The sequence below is a fragment of the Niabella pedocola genome (genome assembly GCF_021044425.1).
Lineage (GTDB): Bacteria > Bacteroidota > Bacteroidia > Chitinophagales > Chitinophagaceae > Niabella > Niabella pedocola.
On sequence record NZ_JAJNEC010000004.1, the window covers coordinates 14,434 to 35,969 of the forward strand.

Below are 21,536 nucleotides of genomic sequence, written 5' to 3' on the forward strand. Positions count from 1 at the left end.
TGTTGTTTTTATCAATGAGATCTGGTGTTATTCTTCAAACAATTTTTCGTTACGGGCTATTTTCCGGTATCGAAGCAATGCTTCCAGGAAATAGTAATCTGCATACACCAGGGGCACATCAATTTCGTTATTGTGCGGAATACTGCCCACGCTGTGCATGAGCATAAAGTTTCCGTTGGTATTTGCTTTTGCACGGTATTGCGGTCCTGCCAGAGACTCCAGCGTTGCAATGGCAAATTGTTTGTATTCGCCGGCTTTCTGCCCCCCTACATAACCGCTCAGTTCCAGTAATGCCGATGCCGTGATGGCGGCAGCCGAGGCATCGCGGTACGGGGGTTTTACATTCAGTGCGTTGGATTTAATGCCCGGTGTATAACCCGGTTGACCGATATTAAAATCCCAGTACGGAATCTTGTCTGCCGGCAGGTTCTTATTGTGTACATAGTAATCAGCCAGTCCCTCCGCGGTTTTCAGAAACTGCGGATCCTTTGTAAAACGGTAGATCATGGTAAACCCGTAAATGGCCCAGGCCTGTCCCCTGGCCCAGGTAGAATTATCGGCATATCCCTGTGCCGTTTCCCGGCCCACCACGGATGATGAGGCGGAATCATAACAAACCACATGATAGGTGCTGTAATCAGACCGCACCTGGTTTTTCATCGCATTCAGCGCATGGGTAATCGCAATATTTTTAAACGAAGGATCACCTGATGCTTTCGACGCAAAGAACAACAACTCCAGGTTCATCAGGTTGTCTACAATAACCGGATAGTAGTAAGTTTTATTGCCATGCCAGGAAGCAAACCGGTTCCAGGATTTAATGCTGCCCACCCTGGGATCAAAACGGGTGGCCAGCGAACGCGCAGATTGTACCAGAATATCCTTATACGCGGCATTATGCGTAAGCCGGTAAGCATTACCATAGCTGCAATACATCATAAATCCCAGGTCGTGATGTTCGGTGAAATTTTTCAACGGCTCCATTTTTTCCGTCCAGCGCAGTGCTTCCTTTTTCAGGGCTTCATCCTTTGAGTACTCGTAGGCATACCAAAGATTACCAGGGAAAAAGCCCGGTGTCCAGTCATACATGGAGGTCGTCACCAGCTTTCCGTTCTTATCCGTAGTACGGGGATAGGCGCCGTTGGAGGCTGAAAACTTTTGATCGGCATCTGCCAATTGCAGCTTCAGCATTTTCTCACCATTGGAAAAGTTCTCATCAACGAAATTATTCACGGGAGACTGTTTGTTCTCTTTCGATGTAACACAGGCGTTCAGCAACGCTACCGCTAGCGGTATGATAAAGATATTTTTTCTAAGCATTTTCAAACATACAAATTAAAAGTTATTTATATAGAGGTCAACGCCGGTTCACGGCTTTTTTTAAGGAACTGCCGGCACCCGATATTATGTATTGGAATGCACCTACGTCTGGTTTGCCGGCCGGAAGCGCGGTTCCCAAAAAGTCGGCTCCGCCGTTATTTTTGATGATCATCCCTGCATTGCGACAGGGTGATGCAGCACTTATAGTATATCCACGGGCCGTTTCAAGCCCTGAGCCGGGTAAGGGATTTACCAATAACGGGTCTTCGAAAAAATTACTATTGCGTACGGCTTCGCCCCAATTGAGTGCAGCGAAAACAGTTTCCGGATAAAAACAATTATTATTGAAATGAGCTCTTGCATCAGGCAGCTTATCAGCCAGCATTGCAATTGTCGACGTTGTATAAAATATATTATTGGAAAAAACAGCACCGGATCCTTCCCAAAACAGTTTGTCTACCGGATTCTTTAGTACAAAAATATTATTGTATACGAAGCGGTCCTTATTAGGACTATCCTGAATCAAAAAAAGCTTTTTTGCACCCGTTTTTCCAACATCATTTACGCTCACGTTATACCGCACGGTAATATGATTGGCCTGTGACATAAACAGGAAAAATCCGCCATTATTATCATGCGAATAGTTGTATTCGAAAACATCGCCCTCGGTGGCAGAAGGTCCATCCCAGCCGTCGGCATCAAATGCCATTCCATCATTGCGCCCCCCGCCTTTCATACCGTATACTTCATTACGGGAAACAATCGTATTCGTGCTGGCTACCGTCCAGATGCCGGCAAAATTGATATCATTGGTCATACAGGCGTTATATACCGTGTTATTGGTTACTCTCGCCCCGCCACTTACCTGCGCCATAACAATACCATCACCGTAAATATTTTCAATAAGGTTATTGTCAAACACAATATTTTTTGACCGTTGCTCCATATCCGAAAATCCGGTAGTACGTAATCCTTCTACCGAACAATTGGCGATATGACAATCCTGAATCCATACATCGCTCAATTTGCCGTTCAAAATAATACCACCCGTTCCTTTCACATAATTCGCCTGCAATGCCGTTGCCGCATTTACATCATGTACATAACAATTTTTGATACGGATATTCGTACAAAAAGAATCGGACCGGCTTCCTCCGTTCACCCGGATCCCGGTAGCGGCGTAGATCAGGCCGTCCGGAACCGTATTGGTTATTTCCAGGTTATTTACTTCCCAGTAGGAAACCTTATCCAGCAGCAGTGTACTCGAACCATTTGTTTTGCCTCCGCCGTGGATCACCGGTTTTGTATCACCATCATATTTATCAATGACGATCTTTGCCTTCATTGTACCAGATCCCCTGGGCTGTAAGGTTCCATTCCATACTCCCCCGCTTTTAAACAGGATACGGTCTCCGGGTAAAAATGTTACACTATTTACTTTAGATAGCGTTTTCCAGGGTGCAGAGGTACTGGTGCCGGGGTTCGCATCGCTTCCATCGGGAGCTATATAATATACCGCCGGACGCCCTTCAAAAGGGCTAGGGCCGGGTTGCTGACCAGCCATCGCACTTGATTTCCTACAGGCTAAAAAACAAGTAAAAGAGAATAGGAACAGCAACAGGATCTTCCTCATGTGTTTATTTTTAATTTGATTTTTTGATATCGCTTATGCAAAAATCTATTGATGTCTATTTACAATAAGTGGTGCAAGCGGGCAGTTTTAAACTCCTGAACATTTTATTGTATTGATGCGGCATCTGTTTTCGAGGGAAAATGCCTAATGAATCGATATGATGCTCTTTTTATCAATCCAGTGATGAAGTCTTATTCCAATCAACTTTTTTGTTCTCTTCACAGACATCCAATCCGTACATTCTACATGTCAACACTAGACACTGTCTTTCCGGAGTGCTTCCATAGGAATCTGTTTTTTCATATAAAGTCACGCTGGTCTTTCTTTAAGAAATCCTACATTTTACAAGCAGCAAGCATTTATAAACTTTCCGGGAATGGCCTGAGCTACTCCCGGAAAGTTTTAAAAGATCTAATATACCCAGCCCGGTGTGGGTTTAAGATTCTTATTTAATTCGATCTCTGCTTTGGGTACGGGCCATGTGTACCACTGATCTCCGATCCACTCATAGGTCGTACCACCGGTGCTTTCTGTCCCCCCCCATGCATGCTGGGCCACTTTCTGATCAAATTTTGTTTGTCGCAGCGTCTTCCAGCGCATTTCATCGAAGAAGTTCACTCCTTCACCCATCAGTTCTCTGCGACGCTCATCTCGCACATAATTACGTGCGGTGGATTGATCGGCAAAAGAAGCGGCCATTGTAGGCACTCCTGCACGATCCCGTACCTGCTTCACTTTGGCCAATGCGCCACCCAGATCGTTCATTTCAACCAATGCCTCTGCCCACATAAGTAATACATCGGCATAGCGGATAATCGGTTCATCAACCGGGTTCTGCTCGCGGCGTGCATACTCCAACCCCTCTCCTACGAATTTTCGGTGAATATATTTAAACTCCGCCTGAGCATTGCAACTACCAGAAGTGTAATACGTTGCCGGCAAATTCTTGTTTAAATTCGGTTCAGCACCTGATTGATCTAGATAGTTTTTTCCTGTAACAGGGAACCGGTAAGTGTACATACCCTCAGCCGTAGAGTTACTGTTTACCCCTTTAAAGCTGGCGTAGGGAGTTACCACGTTCAAAGCCAGTCGAGGGTCTCTGTTGGCGTAAGCCAATTTCAGACGTGCTTCATTGCCTTCAGGCAGATATAAATCCTTCGCCTGTGCAGAAAGCTTATTTAGCTCCCCATTTACAGCTGTTGTAATGGTACTGTGCACTTCTGTTCCATTTACTTTTTCATCACGAAGGAAAAACACCTTCCTGTTTGCCGTACTTGAAGCGCTAAGGGCATCCCATTCTGGGAAGAAATCGGACCAGCTAAAGGGTTTTACTGTATTTGCATTTACAACAACTTCATACAGGTTAACCAACGCCGGTGTTACCTGCAAATCGGTCCAGCACCCCCTGCTATCCTTGGCTCCCTGCTGAAAAGCCGCGCAATATTTTTGCAATGCCGTACCGTAACCGGTAGGTTCTTCTATGTATTGAACACTCATGATCATTTCCTGGCATCGTTCCTGCCCCACTTTAAACAATTGTTTATAGTCTGGATATAAACTATAGCCCATTTCACCTACCTTGGCAAAATCCGCCACGGCTTTGTCATACTGTTTTGTAAGCAAATAGGCTCTTCCTCTGAAAGCATAAGCAGCACCCTTACTGGCACGGCCCTCACCGTTGATTTGATTATTGGGCAGGTTCGACTCATTGATCGCATCGGTAAGATCCTGGATCACTAAGGCCCAAACATCTGCTTCCGGGCTTTGACCTTTGTTAGCCTCAGAAGGGCTGATCGGCTCTGTATAAAGCGGTACACCCAAGCCTTCCCGCCCATATAACTCATTCAAACGCATGTAGAAAAATGCCCGTAGTACTTTGCATTCTGCTACCAACCGTTTTTTCTTGCCCTCATTCATCGGAGCGGCAGGAATATGCGCAATGGCATCATTGGCACGGTGAATGCCGTCGTAAAACCATTTCCATTGAAAAGAAAAATAAGAATTGCTCGGATTTACCGCACTTGAAAACAGATTTACCAAATTATATTCACCCTGTCCCGTCATTCCGAATGCTTCGTATGCATAGTAGCCAATGTTCGCGCTGGTACCTACAATCCCGTCGCTTCTTACCGGTCTTTGCAACGAATAGTACACGCCTATAACCCCTTGGTCCACGAGGCTTTCGGTCGTCCACATAGTACCGGAGGATATTTTATCATTTGGCGCAGTTTCCAATAGCCTGTTACATGCCGTTAACATGCCTGCTAGGTATGCTATTGTTAAGAAATATATTATCTTTTTCATCTTTATATTTTTTATAAATTGTAATGCATGAATGAAACGCTGCTAATCATACATTTTATAGCCATGTTTCAGTTCATTCACAGGCTTTTAAAATGTGAGTGTAACACCTGCCGAATATAATCTGGCTATGGGGTAAACAATTATTGAGCTACCCAACTCCGGATCTACGCCTTCAAAGTCTTTATTTTTAATTGTCAGCAGATTTTCCCCTGAAAAGAATACGCGCAGATCGCTTATCCTTGCTCCTCTGACCCATTTTTGAGGAATGGTATAACCAACCTGCAACGATTTCAACTTCAAATAAGAGGAATTATACAGGTAAAAAGTATTTGATGTCATAATGGAACTTGCAGACAACAACCGCGGGAATTTTCCGTTTACATTTGCATTCGGGTCTGTCGCAGGATCATAATTGGCATAATCGGTATTCGCCTTCACCGCATCATAGGAATAGTATTTTGTCCACGCATCTGCTGAAACGCCGTCTCTTGTATTTGACAAAATAGATCCGTTTGCACCACGCTCGTTAATGTAGTGGTAAGAACCTACTCGTCCTGCCCAAAGCATACTCAAGTCTACCCCCTTCCAGGCTGCGGTCATATTCAACCCAAATACAAATTTAGGGGTGGTGGATTTTCCAGTAAATTCACGGTCGTCATCGTTACCGTATTTTCCATCACCATTTACGTCCGCCATAAGCGTCTGACCATACCAAATATTTGCTGCTCCTGACCCCACCGTATTATTGTTAAAGGAATAACCTGCCGCGATCATCGCTTTTACCCATTCAAGGTCAGCTTTGGTACGGATCATGCCGTCTTTAGGACCACCATTCGGATTTACAGAGCCGTCAGCTTTTTTATACGTTCCATCGCCTGCATAAGGTTTACGCAGGAACCACTCATCAATCATGTGCCCTTCTACGCGGCGAGTATCACCGCCGGTGGAAACATCGGCCAGGTTGGTATAACGCCAGGTAGGGTTACCCCATATATCAAGTGTTGAAGGATCCTGCTGATATTTTAAAGCACCTTTAAAATCGGTAACCTTGTTTATATTATAGCTAACGTTACCGCTGATACCATATCTAAATTCACCAACCCGATCGTTCCAGCCCAACGTAAGCTCTATACCCTTATTTCCTAGAGATGCCGTATTAGCCATGGGTGCACTGATATTACCCATAGTGAGGTAGATAATAGCAGCGGTAAGAATATCAGATGTATGCCGGTAATAAAAATCGGCCTCCGCATTCAGGCGATTCCTTAAAAACCTGGCTTCAACACCCATATTATAAGTAGTCAGCTTTTCCCAGGATAAGCTCAGGTTTTGGATGGTTTGCTGTATCACACCGTTAGCTACCTGTTCGCCGAATACATTGTTTACTTTTTGATAGAGCGTTTGCCAATCATAATTGCCGCTAACGGTGTTTCCCAGAGTGCCATAAGAGCCTCTTAATTTTAAATAATTTACGACGTCCTTAGCCGACTCGAAGAATGGCTCATTACTAACAACCCATCCTGCAGAAAATGAGGGAAACAAGCCACTGCGATGTCCAGGCGCAAACTTAGATGAAGCATCAGAACGAAAATTGGCTTCTAGCAGGTACTTCCGGTCAAACGCATAATTTAAGCGTCCGAAATAAGAAAGCATGGCATATTCTTGTTTTGCATCTCCTCCTATGGATTCCATAGTAGCCGCGGAAGTGATATCAGTAACGCTCCAATCCAATAATCCCCTTTTAGTAGCATTAAATCCGCTGGTTTGAGAACGGTATTGCTCATACCCCAACAAACCACCTATATCATGTTTTCCAAAAGTGCGGTTATAACGCAGCAACAGATCCGCAGTGTAGCTGTTCGAATTATAGGCATACCGATAGGTTGTTGCCTGATCCAGATTGCCTACACCTTCTTTGGGCGTATCAAAACTTTCACGGAAACTATATAAAGGAATATTCTGAGAATAGTTCTCGTCACTACGTATGTATTCGTTGTAATTAAACCTTGCTTCGGCTACAATTCCCTTCCAGATATCGGCATTTGCATACCAGCTGGTATTGATACGGGTATAATTATTCAAACCACCATTCGATGCCACCGACTGCAAAATATTGTTAACCTGTGTAGTATTCGGATCTTCACTGGCACCATACTTCCCTTCATATATAGGTGTAACGCCAGGAAAAGCCTGAAGCAGATAGGTCATAGAAGTGCTGCCAGGTTCTTTATACTCTTTGGTTGCATAGGTTTGCGTACCAAACGTAATACGATCGGCGATCTTAGTCTCCAGGTTCGCACGCACGTTGAACCGTTGCATACCAGTATTCTTTAATGTTCCCGGATTGTTTTGATATCCAAGGGACATTAAATAATTGGAATTTTTGCTACCGCCGGAAACCGATACACCATATCGTTGATACGTTTCTGGTTTAAAAAGAATTTGCGCCCAGTCGGTATTCGGATAAGCCAGCCAATTGGGAATTGTTTGCCCGGTAACGGGATTGGTATAAATTCCATTCGGGTTGGCATCTGCAGCACGCCAAGCATCAATAACAGACTGTGCATAGTCCTGCGAAGTAGCTGTAGGATTGGCATTCAGTTTTGCGATATTGTGCAGATCCATCCAGTCTGCGGTACTGGACATAAACTTCAAATCAGTAACCGCTTTTTCCCGCGCGTACAAAGCATTAAAGGTAATTTTAGGAGCTTCGTTCCTTTTTCCCTTTTTGGTGGTCACCAAAATAACCCCATTTGCAGCTCTCGATCCGTAGATAGCTGCCGAAGAGGCATCTTTCAAAATAGAAATACTTTCTACATCATCTGTATTTACCGGTACCATATCAGCCACCACACCGTCTACCAGTATTAGCGGCGCACTGTTATTAAAGGAGCCAGTACCTCTTATTGATATAGATACGCCTTCACTACCGGGGTTACCATTTCCTTGCGTCACGCGCACGCCGGGTGCAGCCCCGGCCAGCGTGGAGGATAAATTCATTACTGGACGGTTGGCAATTTTGTCAGCGCCCACGGTTGAAACAGAACCCGTCAGGTTCACCCTTTTTTGGGTACCATAACCTACTACTACCACGTCCTCGAGGTTTGAGGCACTTGCTTTCAGGTTCACTGTTAGCGATGTTTGGGTTCCAACAGTAACCGTTGTTGTTTCATAATTAATAGCAGAAATCTCCAACACATCGCTCTCTGATGCGCTGATCTTAAAACGGCCGTCGGTATTGGTGGCCGTACCCGCCCCGGTGGTCTTATTTACAACGGACGCATTGGGCACCGACGTATTACTACCGTCCGTTACAATCCCCTGAACTTGCTTTGACTGCGCATGTAGCAGCGAAGGCACCAATAAAAATAGTACGGCAATCAGCCAGCAACTACGCCGACGAAGCCCATGGCCTGAATCCTTAAATGGCATAAGCACAAACTTTTTAAAAATGAAAAATGACGGCAGACGTAATGATTGACAGCAATTAGACAAGCATTTCTCCCATGTACAATCTCCTGACTGCAATATCGACAGCGAGCCGTCCGGCGGGGGATGAAAATCCTAAAAGAATGGGGAGATTATTTTAAATAGAATGTTAAAACATTGATAATCAATAATAAAAAATTACGGTTTATGTTGATTTTCAAAAAACGACAACCGCTAAAACAAGTGCGGTCCTGCAGCTTAACCTAAAGGTGTTAAAAAGAATGGACCGTCGTTTTTGACAGCCCATTCTTTTCTTGGTAGATTCCCAGTTCACTCAAAAGAAGAATAATCGTAAAAAGTCACCTTGAATCATCGAAAATTAAAACTGCTCACCTTGCCAGTACTACATTTTTTCAGGACAAGTGAGCTTTTCGCTAATAAAACCACTTTCTATAAAGTCATTTCTCTTCTTATCTTTAGTTAATATTTCTACCATAAATGAGGGGTGTTAAAAGAGCTGCTGTACTATTCAATAGGTCACATGGGTGTAAAACCTGTCTTCAATATGTAATAAAGTGGTGCATAGGCCAATCGCTGGTGCTACTTACAACCATTTGTTATGGTCAACGTATCAGCTTTAATCATTTAACATCCGAGAATGGCTTATCCAATAATTCGGTACTCTCCATTACACAGGATACACAGGGATTTATATGGCTGGGCACTACGAACGGACTCAACCGGTACGACGGCTCGCAGATTAAGACCTACACCGCCGGTGGTATCCAGGAATCCGGTCTGTTTTCAAATAATATTCTTTCACTGTACCGCGATTCCCAAAGGCGGCTTTGGGTGGGCTCCAGTGGCGGATTGAACTATTATAATGATGAAAAAGACCGTTTTGAGAAAATGACCCTGCCCGCTAGCGGGCCCACAGCCGTTAACTGTATTTTTGAAGACCGTCAGCGGCGGTTGTGGATCGGGACGACAAAAGGCGTTTTTGCCCTTTCAGGCACACGGGACCGGATTACCTGTTTCGTAACCACCGGGAAACAACCCCTGGCAGGAAGCGTGGTAAAAAGTATTTTCCAGGACAAGGCAGGCCGTATCTGGATCGGATCCACTACCGGCCTGGTGCGGATATGGGAAACCGGCAACCGTTATTATTACGAGTCGTTCTACCATGATCCTGCAGATACCAGAAGCCTGAGCAGCGACAATATCTCTGCCATCTGCGAAGACCGCTCGCAACATCTTTGGATCGGCACCCAAAACGCAGGTCTTAACCTTTACGAACCCGCCACAAAAACTTTTATACAGTTTGCCAAAGGCAGCGGTCCACGGGGGCTTATCCACAACAATATCCGGACCCTGATGGCCCAAAATGACAGTTCCCTCTGGATCGGAACTCAGGAAGGATTGAGCATCCTGAACACCCATACCCGGCAAATCGTTTCCTTTCAAAACGACGGCGGAGACCCGAAAAGTCTTAGTCAGAATTCCATTTACAGTCTGTATAAAGATGCAAATGGGTCAGTTTGGATCGGCACCTATTTCGGAGGGGTCAACCGTGTGGATGCATTTACAACAGGGTTCCGGATCATGCACAACGATGGCAGCCCGAATGCCATTCCCAATAACGTGGTCAGCAGTATCCTGGAAGACCGTAATACAGATCTCTGGATCGGCACCGAAGGTGGTGGACTGGTATTGTATAACCGCCGGAACGGACAATTGAGCGTGTTTAAAAATAATGGGAACGACCCCGGAAGTATTGCTTCCAATCTTGTAAAAGTGGTATACATCGACAAGCAGGGCTATATCTGGTGTGGAACACATGGAGGCGGACTGAATGTACTGGATCCTGTAACCCGCACCTTCCGGCATTATTTATATAAGCCGGAGGATGCCGAAAGTGCTGGTCTGGAAATTACCTCGCTCGAAGAGGACGACCAGGGAAGATTCTGGCTTGCCACCAATGCCGGTATCCGTATTTTCAAGAAATCGGGCCTCCAGCTGGAGCCGGTACCGGTTGACCTTATCGATAAAAAACTCAGCCGGTTTTCTGTCAATAATATCTATAAGGACCGCGATGGATGGATCTGGATGGGTGGCCTTTCCGGTCTTTTTACCGTACAGGGCAACCAACTTCATACCATTAGCGACTCGACTTCTGTAAATACCTTCCTGGAAGATACAGCCGGTAATATATGGGCCGGTGCGCGAAATGGCACACTTATTTTTTACAACAAAAAAAAGCAGACATTATCGCCGTTTACCATACTTTCCGGACAATCGAAAAACATTGTCGGCATCCTGAAAGATCAACAGGGGTTCTTATGGCTGAGTACAGACGAAGGACTTGTGCGATTTGATCCTGTAACTAAGGCGGTGCTTTCTTATACGGTGGCCGATGGACTCGCCGGCAGGGAATTCAATTACAATTCTTACTTAAAAGACAGCAAAGGCATATTTTACTTTGGCGGATACCGGGGCATTACCTATTTCGCACCGGATCAGATCGAAGTAAACCGTTACCAGGCACCGCTTGTGTTTACAAACCTGCGCCTTAACAATACCGATGTGCGCATCGGAGCTTCCGATGAACTGCTGCAGCGCAATATCAGCCATACTGCCGCCATTTCCTTTCATCACAATCAAAACCTGTTTACCCTGAATTTTGCCCTTCTTAACTTTATAAAAAGTAATAAGAACCGTTATTCGTACCGGCTGGCAGGATTTGATAAAGACTGGAAACAGGTACGCACACCTGCTGCCACGTATACCAATCTCCCGCCCGGCGATTATACCTTTTCTGTACGGGGTGCCAACAACGACGGACAATGGACGGATCCGATCAGTATGAAGATCACGGTGCGGCCTCCTTTCTGGCGCACCTGGTGGGCTTATACGATTTACCTGCTGCTTTTTATCGGGGTGCTTTTCTTTATCACGCGTTTCCTGTTCCTGCGCGCATTGCTGAAAAAAGAAGACGAACTGCACCAAGTGAAGCTCAATTTTTTTACCAATGTTTCGCATGAGCTCCGAACGCACCTGTCGCTGATTATGGCACCGGTTGAAAAGCTGCTGGAAGTGAACCAATCGGATCAGTTCACCAAACAGCAAATCGTCCAGATAAAAAACAATTCCAACCGGCTCTTGAAACTGGTAAGTGAATTGATGGACTTCCGGAAGGCCGAATCGGATCATCTGAAACTGGAGGTAAAACAACAGAACCTGGTTTCCTTCCTCCAGGAGATCTATTCCAGCTTCAGCGAATTATCGCTGGCAAAAAATATACAGATCTCTTTTAACCACGATACAGAAACGGCATTGCTGTATTTTGACGAAAAGCAACTGGAAAAAGTATTTTTCAACCTGCTGGCGAATGCGTTCAAGTTTACGCCTGAAGGTGGGCGTATAACGGTATCCGTTCACCAGAAGGAAACCAGTACGGAAATACAGGTGGCCGATACCGGGAGGGGAATTGCGGCACCTTACTTAAACAAACTTTTTACCAATTATTACCAGGTGGCTGATCACGGCATGCAAAATACCGGGTACGGGATCGGCCTGGCGCTTTCAAAGAAGATCACCGAACTGCATGGAGGAAACATTCGTGTGGAAAGTACACCCGCCGAAGCGGATCAAAGCGGTTATACCTGTTTTTTTGTAACGCTGCCGCATGGTAAAACGCATTTTGAAAGTGATCCGCATATTTCGATCCTGGAACAACGGCCCCCGTCTGTGTTCCAGAGCAACGAACCTCCAACTGTAACGGCGGCTACGATAACCAGTCCGCTCCCGGCAAACCGGCAACATACGGTACTTGTGGTGGAAGATAATCCCGAATTACGTGCGCTTATTTGTCAGCAACTGGATCCCGGCTATTATATACAGCAGGCCGCTGATGGATTGCAGGGATGGGAAATGGCCACCGCAAACATACCGGACCTGATCATCAGTGACGTGATGATGCCCGGTGTCAACGGCATTGAACTTTGTACCCGCTTAAAGACCGACACCCGTACCAGCCATATCCCGGTGATCCTGCTAACGGCCAAAAGCACACAGGCCGACCAGGTGGCCGGCCTGGAACACGGTGCGGATATTTATATCACCAAACCCTTCAGCATAAAGATCCTGGAATTGCAGATCCGCAACCTGCTGGAAGCCCGCAGGAAGTTGCAGCAACGGACCATCCGGGAATTTACCTTGCGGGCAGCCCAGGCACAGCTACCGGAAGAATCCGGCACCGCAAGAAGCAGGATCGATTCGGATTTTTTAAATACGATCATTGATATCATCGACAGTCACCTGGAAGATGCTGATTTCGGCGTTGAAAAACTATCACGGAAAGTGGGCATGAGTACGCCCATCCTTTATAAAAAACTGCGGGCACTCACCAATATGTCGGTAAATGAATTTATCAAAACCCGCCGGTTCAAAAAAGCAGCAGAACTGATCCTTCAAAAAGAACTCACCATTAATGAAGTATCTTATGCGGTGGGTTACGAAGACCGGAAATACTTCAGCAGGGAGTTTAAAAAATACTTTGGTGTAGCGCCCAGTGATTTTACACAGCAAACCCTGCAACAGCATCAGGCAGATAAAAGTGAAGAAGCTGGGGATGGTTGATACATGCAGCATTTCTATTTTTAACAATGAGTACGAAATGATGTAAGGAAAACATCTCTAATAATACCTTTGTAAGCCCTGGCGGACTCCTGCGCACATCGCGGTTTATTTTTACCACTAAGGCGCAACGCACCCGCAATGATCGCGAGGAAAACGTCCCGGCCAATGACCTTGCGAAACCCCTGCGCACCTCACGGTTTATTTTTTACCGCTAAGACGCAACGCACCCAATGATCGCGAGGAAAACATCCTGGCCAATAAACTTGCGAAACCCTTGCGCACATTGCGGTTTATTCTTTACCGCTAAGGCGCAACGCACCCGCAATGATCGCAAGGAAAACATCCTGGCCAATGACCTTGCGAAACCCTTGCGCACATTGCGGTTTATTCTTTACCGCTAAGGCGCAACGCACCCGCAATGATCGCAAGGAAAACATCCCGGCCAATGACCTTGCGAAACCCTTGCGTACATTGCGGTTCATTTTTTACCGCTAAGGCGCAACGCATCCGCAATGATCGCGAGAAAAACTTTCTGGCCAATAATCTGCGAAACCCTTGCGCACATTGCGGTTTATTCTTTACCGCTAAGGCGCAACGCACCCGCAATGATCGCAAGGAAAACATCCCGGCCAATGACCTTGCGAAACCCTTGCGTACATTGCGGTTCATTTTTTACCGCTAAGGCGCAACGCATCCGCAATGATCGCGAGAAAAACTTTCTGGCCAATAATCTGCGAAACCCTTGCGCACATTGCGGTTCAATTTCCTCTCCCCCCGCACAAAACACCGGCAAGGATACCGATACGCTTCCTTGCCGGCAGTTTAATAAATTACTTCCTGTGAATTTTTGGAACAGCGATCCGCTGCGCCTTATAAATACCAGAATGCCCGCTAAAATAATAAGCGGTGAAACAGGCAACCGCAAAATAAAGAATGTTTTCACCACCAAACAGCTCCACCCCCATCACCATACAGGCAACGGGCGTATTGGTAGCGGCCGCAAATACGGCAATAAACCCAAGTCCGGCAAAAAGATCGGCCGGTGCGCCGCTTAATACGGCAATGGTGTTTCCCAGCGCAGCACCGATAAAGAACAAAGGCGTCACCTCCCCTCCTTTAAAACCGGCACTTAAGGTAACCGCAGTAAATAATAGTTTCCATAACCAGCTCCAGGCATCCACCCCTCCTGTAGTAAATGCGCTTACAATGCTGTTATGCCCGTTCGGATTTACCACGCCCAGTCCGAGATAATCAAAATTGCCCAATGCATAACAACCTCCGATGATCACAATACCACCCGCTACCGGGATCAGCCATTTTGCAGGAATCAGTCGTGTCCAGCCCCGCTTCAGCAAGTGGGTACAACGGGCAAACGCCATACCGGCCAATCCGAAAGCAATGCCGGCTCCAATTACTTTTAATAACAGCAGCAGATCAAAGGAAAAACCGGGGATCCAGGTGGTTACAGTTTGTGCGATCTTTGTATGAATGGTATAGTGCGTATGGATGATGCCATAACTGCTGCAAACAATATCCGCCAGTACCGCTGAAATTAAACAGGGAATCAGCGCATGGTATTTGATCCGGCCGATGAACAATACTTCCATGGCAAACAGGGCACCTGCTACGGGCGTGCCAAATACAGCCCCGAAGCCCGCGGCCATTCCACACATCAGCAGGACACTACGATCTTCCTTTTTCAGCCGGTACCATTTTGCAAAAATATCCGCAATACTGCCTCCCATCTGTACGGCAGTACCCTCCCGGCCGGCAGACCCACCGAATAAGTGTGTAATAATGGTACCCAGCAGTACTAGCGGGGTCATGCGCGCAGGTACCCCACCTCCCGGCTCGTGGATTTCATCCATTACCAGGTTATTGCCCGCTTCCGCATCCCTCCCGAAATAGTGATACAAGGCCCAAATCAACATACCGGCCAGCGGCAGTAAAAACAGCAGCCATAAATGCTGCCAGCGGGTATGCGTAGCCCAGTCCAGCAGCCATAAAAACAAGGCTACCAAAGATCCTGTTACAAATGAAAGAGGAACCAGCCGGATGGTCCAGTGTGCTAACTGGTGAAAGATTTTTCCCTGCTCTGTTTTGAATGAATACATCCTACAAATAGATTATCGGTGTAATAAAATATTACTATTTGCAGGCGCCATCAGATCCCGCACGGGGCGTGAACGGTTGGTTCAGGAAGACACCATTTCCTGTTTTGTATACGCAAATATACGGTTTATACGATAGTTTTCCGTTATCAGCTATCAGCATTCAGCCTTCTAAAACAATAACCTTCTAACCTGAACTATTCCGTCGCTGCCACTGCTTCCTGTCCGTACATCTGGTCCTTGTACTTTAAGGAGGGCGATGCGATAAAGGCTCCGATCCCCAGCGATGCCCATTTTTCATCGATCGCGCTAATGGTTGCGTCATCCGCAACGATGATGTTGGGCCAATCCCGCTGAAAGTTATCAAAGGCTTTGGTCTTAATTGTTCCGTCCAGTCCCATACAACTATAGCCTTCTTTTTGAGTAGGCGCCAGCACGTGATCCCGTACCGGATCCAGGTTATTGCAAAAACGCCAGAGTGCCAGGGGCAGATCCGCGGCATTTACCGTATGCTCTACATACAGGATCATTTTTATATATTCCATACCCGGCAGGGCAGCAATCTCCCGGTGCAGTTCTTTTATATGCCCTTTACGGTGCTTCTTAACAGAAATGATCAGACAGGGAATCTGGTCCTTCAACAGCGCATCGTTTACACCCGAGATTTCGCTAAACCGCCCGGAGAGCAGTGCAGCATAGCTGATGGCAGTATCCGGTGACAGCGCTGTATATCCATCCTGGGTTTCCTCTTCAAACTTCAGCGTACCGTCGATACACATTTTTCCGCCAAAGCCCATTTTGCTGCAGCTGTGGTCCAGTACATCCATTGGTCCCTGGCTAAATGACAGATCTGTGGCGGGGTTCAGGTTCTTAAAGATCTCCCGGGCACAGGCTTTATAATCACTTAGTTTTAGCGCCCTTCCATCCACGGTTTGCGATACCAAAACGAGGATCTTATTAAACATCATTTGCCCTGCGCCCCACATGGCATTCATTACTTTTTGTCCCTGCCCCGCATAATCCTTATGAATCTTTGTGATCACCAGGTTGTGGAATACCCCTTCCACGGGCATTTCCATATCCTCTATTTCCGGCACCAGTGTCATTTTGATCGGCGCCAGGAAAATACGTTCCGTAGCCTTTCCCAGCCAGGCATCTTCCTGCGGCGGAATACCCACAATCGTTGCCGGGTATACCGGGTTCTTTTTATGCGTAATCGCGGTGATATGAAATTTTGGATACCAGTCCGGAAGGGAATAATACCCGGTATGATCCCCGAAGGGGCCTTCCCAAAGCAGTTCATCCGCGGGGTCTACATATCCTTCGATCACAAAATCTGCATCCGCCGGCACTTCTATTTCCGGCTGGGTGATGCATTTTACGAGCTCTACTTTTTTCTTCCGCAGAAAACCTGCCAGCATATATTCATCTACATTTTCGGGCAGGGGTGCCGTGGCCGAATAAGCATAAACCGGATCCCCACCCAGGGCTACCGCCACGGGCATCTTTTTATTGAGTTTTTTATACTCATTAAAATGCTTTGCCGAAACCTTATGTTTATGCCAATGCATGGCCGTAAGCTGCGGTCCAAATACCTGCATCCGGTACATGCCCACATTGCGGATATGATTATTGGGATCCTTCGTATTGATAATGGGCAGGGTAATAAATGGACCTCCGTCCTGCGGCCAGCAGGTGATCACCGGCAACCTGGTAATATCCGGATTATCGGTAATGACCACTTCCTGGCAATCGCCACGCCCCTTTTTTACTTTTGGCATCCAGGATGCAAACGCACTTAGCTTGGGCAACAATTTCAGCTTGTCAATAAGGCCCTCTTTGGGTGCCGATAGTAACTTAAACAAATTTTCAATATCGCGGGCTACATCATCCAGCTGGTTTACCCCCAATGCCAGGCACATCCGCTTTTCGCTTCCATACGCATTCATCAGCACAGGAAAATCATAGCCGGTATTTTCAAAAAGAATGGCCTTGCCGCCTCCGGGTTCTTTGCTCATCCGGTCCGTGATTTCCGCCATTTCGAGCCTGGGGTCTACATAGGCTTTGATGCGTACCAGTTCTCCTGCTTTTTCAATTGCGTCAATAAACTCCTGTTGATTTTTATATGCCATTTTGAGATTTCAGATTCAGATTTGAGATTTCAGACTTGAGAATTCAGATGGTGGCCTGAAATATTAAACGTTAAACAATCCTTTATATTCCACGCCCAGTCCTGGTTCATTACTATAGATGAGTTTGCCGTAATCAAATCCCAGTCCTGTGGCCACATCTTCTTCCAGCAGCAAGGGTCCGTCTACATCCACATGATCAATAAAGGGGGCCAGGTGCGCAATAGCGGCTGAGCCTATCGTGCTTTCATTCATACAGCCCATCATGATCTTTAATCCCAGCCTGCGGGCATTTTTTATCATGCGCAGCGCCGGGGTAATACCACTACATTTCGTTAGCTTTATATTAATGCCGTGAAAATGGTTCACACATTTCTCCACGTCCTGTTCAAAAACACAGGCTTCATCTGCATATAAGGGCAACGAAGATTTTTCATACAATACCTTCATCCCTTCCCAGTTATCCTTAGCCAGGGGCTGTTCTACATACTCCACTCCCAACGCTTCCAGTTCCGGGATCAGCTTTAACGCCGTTTCCAGGTCCCATCCCGCGTTTGCATCCACCCGCAACGGTACATCGGTTACCGTACGTAATGCTTTTACAATTGCCAGGTCATCTGCAGTGCCAACTTTTACCTTGTATACCGGCCACGGACGTTCTTTCAGCTTTGCGACCATTTTATCTACCGTGTCAATGCCAATGGTAAAATCCGTTAACGGGTTGTTGGCCGGATCGCCTTTCAGGAGCTGGTACAGTGGCTTTCTGCTCATGCGTGCCCAGATATCCCAGGCCGCCATATCCAACGCGCATACCAGGAAGGGATTATTAGGTAATAAATGATGCAGGAAATGCCAGTACCGGTCGGGCTCTGTAAATGCAAACCGCTCAATCATCGTTTTCTTGGCCTCCAGGTCCCGTATCATATCCGCTACCGTAATATGATAATAGGTAATTGCCGGCGCTTCGCCATAACCTTTAATACCAAAATGTTCCAGCTCTACGATCAAGGTAGGCTGATGTGTTTTTGTTCCCTTGGATATGGTAAAGGGATGCCTGAATTTTAAATCAAACGGATAATATTGACACTTCACGCTTCAGTTACCGGTACCCCCGGCCGGGTTTTGGCAAATGTAAGACAAAGGAACTGAATCGCTGCTACCGGCAGGAAAGGCTTGGCAATACATTTGTTTGCAACCGTAGATGCACGTTTCCTGATCTGTGCACCGGCGGCTGTTATTCAACAAAACGCAGAAAGAATCTGCGGAGGTAACCAAAACCGCTGTATTTTTTGTAAATTTAAGTACACAAAAACGGCGATTATGAAAAAGCTATTGGTTGTTACCGATTTCTCTGACGCAGCCAGCCACGCGGTAGATTATGCCTGCAACCTGGTGAACCGGCTGGACGCAACCCATTTTTTCATATTGAATACGTATGAAAGTGTACCCATCTACGATTCCGGGGAAGCCGGCTCGCTGGCGCTGAGCATGCAGGAAGCAGATGCGCTGGAAGAAGGGCGTCATGAATCACTGCAACTGCTTAAGGAGCGGGTGCGCGATCAGCTGAAACCTCCCGCGGCACTTACCACCCTGGTTGTAAATGATGCATTGGCAACGGCTGTGAACCAGGTTTGCGCAGATGAGGATATTGACCTGGTGATCATGGGCTTTAAACCTAAAGATGAATTCGAAACCTTTCTTGTGGGTGATAATGTGCAACGGGGTGTAGACAAGATCCATTACCCGGTACTGCTGGTGCCTAAATATGCGCCCATTACCATTCCGGATCATATTGTATTGGCCTCCGACTTCAGAGCCCCGTTGAGCAAATCCATCCGGGCTAAACTGCATAAATTCCTGGACCGGCTGAATGCACGGGTAACCGCTGTACACCGGTGTTTGAAAAATGAGCTGAACGAAAAAGAAAACAAGCTGGCCAACGAATTGCAACTGGAATTGCAAAACTATCACTTCCGGCTGCATGTTGCTAAGAACGTGGAGGATCTGCCAACGGTGGTCAATGATTTTGCAAAAAAAGACAATGCATCGCTGATCATCTCCATCCATAAAATGCGCAGCTTTCTTTCGGGCCTGTTTCATAAAAGTATCACCAAAAATCTGGCCTGGCGCAGCGAGGTACCGGTATTGGTGCTACATATGGAATGAATGTTTATTTTTCGTTTAACCTTTCAGGTTTCACGCTAGAGCCGCCCGATGCCCTTCCCCAACGTCCCCATCCCGGGAACAAGGTTTAAGGTTCAAGAGTTCATGTTTAACATCAGATGGATTCGTTGCCTGGAAGCCCAACTAAAAACTAATGACTGACACTGGTACCTCCCGGACGTCCCCTGCGGGAGACATCCCGGGAACCGGAGGATTCCAGGGTTAAGGTTTTATGTCAATGCGTTCAATGCCTGGCAGGCAGTCCTGCCTTTACATGCCCGGATCATCTTCATTCCCCGGAGCTGTTTCGTCTTCGGGCAATGGTTCCAGCGCTGTAAGATATTTTTCGGGGATCTGTTTGCTGGTTTTTGCTTCAAGATTTTTGATGCGCTCAAAACGGCCGATAATGGTATGCCCTTTTTTTGTTCCTTCGGATAGATGATTCATGGCATCCCGGTGCGCTTTGGATGCCAGGGAAAGCGCATGCTCCACCCGGTCCATTTCTTCCAGGAAGAGTACAAATTTGTTATACAGCTCACCGCACTGACGAAAGATCTCTTCTACGTTCTTTACCTGGTTTTCCTTCTGCCACAACAGCCGCACCACCTTGAGGGTGGCCACCAGTGTGGTGGGCGTAATCAGGACCACCTTTCTTTTTAAGGCCTGGTTAAACAGTTCCGCGTTCTGATTGAGGGCCAGGGTGAGTGCCGATTCTACCGGCATAAAGAGAAACACATAATCCGGGGTATTCAATCCTGCCAGCGACTGGTAATTTTTATCAGCAAGACGTTCAATATGTTCCGTTACACTGCGGGTGTGCTGCCGGAGATACTCCTGTTTGGCATTGAGATCGCCGGCATTAAAATAGTTTACATAAGCGGTGAGGGAAACCTTGCTATCAATAACAATATGCTTACTGTTGGGAAGCCGCAGGATAAAATCCGGTCGCCGTACCTGTTCGTCTGCACGGTCGCGATAAACTTCTTCCCTTGTATAATCAATATATTTTTGAAGCCCTTCCGTTTCAAGGATCATATTTAGCCGGTCTTCTCCCCAGTTCCCCTGCATTTTCACTTCCGCCTTCAGTGCGGTAGCCAGGCTACGGGCTTCATCACCCAGTTGCACATTTAATTTTTGCAGCAACTCGATCTCTTTTTTCAGCGAGGTAAACTCCTGGATATCTTCCTTACGGGTAGCTTCCACTTTTTCGCGGAACTGATCCAGGTTCAGTTTCAGCGGTTCCAGGATGGTACTTAATTCCTTTTTATTGGCCTCCGTAAATGTTTTTCGTTTTTCTTCCAGCACATCGGTGGCCAGCGTTTTAAACTGTTCATGCGAAAGCTGGTGCAGCTTTTCCAGTTCGGTGGCAAACAACGCCAGCTTTTCCGTGAGCGCGCCCTCCTTTTCTTTTAAGCCTGCCAATTCATTATTCAATTGCAGGATCTTTTGATCGCGCTGCTCCACCGCGGCTTTTGAAAACTTCTGCTCCGATTCTTTCGTCAGCGCCAGGATCTCTTTCTGCTGTTGCTGCGCAGCCCATTTTTCATCCTTTAACTCTTCCTGCAAGAGGCGGATATTTTCCTGCAGTAATGCTCCCGCTTCCCGGGAAATATATTGTTGCTGTATTTCTTCCCGCGACAGGCGTGCTGCGTTGGATTGCTCCAGCACGCTGATCTTTTTTTGTAACTCATCTGCAACGGATCGCGGCACAGCCGCCGCTGCAAATATTTTCCGTGCAATCAGGTAGCCGATAAGCGCACCGATAATAATTCCGAGAAGCAGGTATAAACTTTCCATAGTCAGATCCAT

General features: G+C 46.6%; 11 protein-coding genes and 1 riboswitch. Of the genes, 2 read left to right on the top strand and 9 right to left on the bottom strand.

Translation table 11 applies throughout. The features are described 5' to 3' along the window. Positions 1-27 precede the first annotated feature (27 nt). From LQ567_RS03885 to LQ567_RS03900, 4 genes are all read right to left on the bottom strand, one after another. Positions 28-1,320 carry a glycoside hydrolase family 88 protein gene (locus LQ567_RS03885; protein WP_231002793.1) on the bottom strand — a complete coding sequence of 431 codons (1,293 nt, stop codon included), beginning with the start codon at positions 1,318-1,320 and terminating at the stop codon, positions 28-30. A gap of 37 nt (positions 1,321-1,357) precedes the next feature. Further along, on the bottom strand, positions 1,358-2,884 hold the full coding sequence (locus tag LQ567_RS03890; protein WP_231002794.1) for a right-handed parallel beta-helix repeat-containing protein: 1,527 nt from the start codon (positions 2,882-2,884) through the stop codon (positions 1,358-1,360). A 480-nt stretch (positions 2,885-3,364) separates the two neighbouring features. Beyond that, positions 3,365-5,149 carry a RagB/SusD family nutrient uptake outer membrane protein gene (locus tag LQ567_RS03895; RefSeq protein WP_231002795.1) on the bottom strand — a complete coding sequence of 595 codons (1,785 nt, stop codon included), beginning with the start codon at positions 5,147-5,149 and terminating at the stop codon, positions 3,365-3,367. Positions 5,150-5,344: 195 nt separating this feature from the next. Continuing rightward, on the bottom strand, positions 5,345-8,689 hold the full coding sequence (locus LQ567_RS03900; protein ID WP_231002796.1) for a SusC/RagA family TonB-linked outer membrane protein: 3,345 nt from the start codon (positions 8,687-8,689) through the stop codon (positions 5,345-5,347). Between the two features lie 594 nt (positions 8,690-9,283). Here LQ567_RS03900 and LQ567_RS03905 point away from each other — a divergent pair. After that, positions 9,284-13,324, top strand: coding sequence for a hybrid sensor histidine kinase/response regulator transcription factor (locus tag LQ567_RS03905; protein WP_231002797.1), 4,041 nt, complete (start codon positions 9,284-9,286; stop codon positions 13,322-13,324). A 384-nt stretch (positions 13,325-13,708) separates the two neighbouring features. On the opposite strand, the gene LQ567_RS03910 is transcribed toward LQ567_RS03905, so the two are convergent. The 4 genes from LQ567_RS03910 to LQ567_RS26160 form a co-directional block, all read right to left on the bottom strand. Continuing rightward, positions 13,709-13,993, bottom strand: coding sequence for a hypothetical protein (locus LQ567_RS03910; protein WP_231002798.1), 285 nt, complete (start codon positions 13,991-13,993; stop codon positions 13,709-13,711). A 161-nt stretch (positions 13,994-14,154) separates the two neighbouring features. Then, positions 14,155-15,438: a voltage-gated chloride channel family protein gene (locus LQ567_RS03915; RefSeq protein WP_231002799.1), complete on the bottom strand. Its 1,284-nt coding sequence runs from the start codon at positions 15,436-15,438 to the stop codon at positions 14,155-14,157. Positions 15,439-15,472: 34 nt separating this feature from the next. Beyond that, positions 15,473-15,547, bottom strand: a riboswitch (Fluoride riboswitch). Between the two features lie 85 nt (positions 15,548-15,632). Beyond that, the gene (locus LQ567_RS03920) at positions 15,633-17,567 is read right to left on the bottom strand and encodes a menaquinone biosynthesis decarboxylase (protein WP_231002800.1); all 1,935 of its coding nucleotides are present in this window, start codon (positions 17,565-17,567) and stop codon (positions 15,633-15,635) included. Positions 17,568-17,630: 63 nt separating this feature from the next. Next, complete coding sequence (locus tag LQ567_RS26160; RefSeq protein ID WP_231002801.1) at positions 17,631-18,656, bottom strand: dipeptide epimerase; 1,026 nt, start codon at positions 18,654-18,656, stop codon at positions 17,631-17,633. Between the two features lie 228 nt (positions 18,657-18,884). Here LQ567_RS26160 and LQ567_RS03930 point away from each other — a divergent pair, with 228 nt between their 5' ends. Beyond that, positions 18,885-19,730: a universal stress protein gene (locus LQ567_RS03930; RefSeq protein WP_231002802.1), complete on the top strand. Its 846-nt coding sequence runs from the start codon at positions 18,885-18,887 to the stop codon at positions 19,728-19,730. Between the two features lie 267 nt (positions 19,731-19,997). On the opposite strand, the gene rmuC is transcribed toward LQ567_RS03930, so the two are convergent. After that, complete coding sequence (gene rmuC, locus LQ567_RS03935; protein ID WP_231002803.1) at positions 19,998-21,524, bottom strand: DNA recombination protein RmuC; 1,527 nt, start codon at positions 21,522-21,524, stop codon at positions 19,998-20,000. Positions 21,525-21,536: the final 12 nt, after the last annotated feature.

Bases quoted from the DNA above. Each gene is read 5' to 3' on its own strand.
- LQ567_RS03895 (WP_231002795.1), bottom strand. From the start codon at position 5,149: ATGTGGACGACCGAAAGCCTCGTGGACCAAGGGGTTATAGGCGTGTAC.
- LQ567_RS03890 (WP_231002794.1), bottom strand. From the start codon at position 2,884: ATGGCTGGTCAGCAACCCGGCCCTAGCCCTTTTGAAGGGCGTCCGGCG.
- LQ567_RS03910 (WP_231002798.1), bottom strand. From the start codon at position 13,993: ATGAACCGCAATGTACGCAAGGGTTTCGCAAGGTCATTGGCCGGGATG.
- rmuC (WP_231002803.1), bottom strand. From the start codon at position 21,524: ATGGAAAGTTTATACCTGCTTCTCGGAATTATTATCGGTGCGCTTATC.
- LQ567_RS03900 (WP_231002796.1), bottom strand. From the start codon at position 8,689: ATGCCATTTAAGGATTCAGGCCATGGGCTTCGTCGGCGTAGTTGCTGG.
- LQ567_RS03885 (WP_231002793.1), bottom strand. From the start codon at position 1,320: ATGCTTAGAAAAAATATCTTTATCATACCGCTAGCGGTAGCGTTGCTG.
- LQ567_RS03930 (WP_231002802.1), top strand. From the start codon at position 18,885: ATGAAAAAGCTATTGGTTGTTACCGATTTCTCTGACGCAGCCAGCCAC.
- LQ567_RS03920 (WP_231002800.1), bottom strand. From the start codon at position 17,567: ATGGCATATAAAAATCAACAGGAGTTTATTGACGCAATTGAAAAAGCA.
- LQ567_RS03915 (WP_231002799.1), bottom strand. From the start codon at position 15,438: ATGTATTCATTCAAAACAGAGCAGGGAAAAATCTTTCACCAGTTAGCA.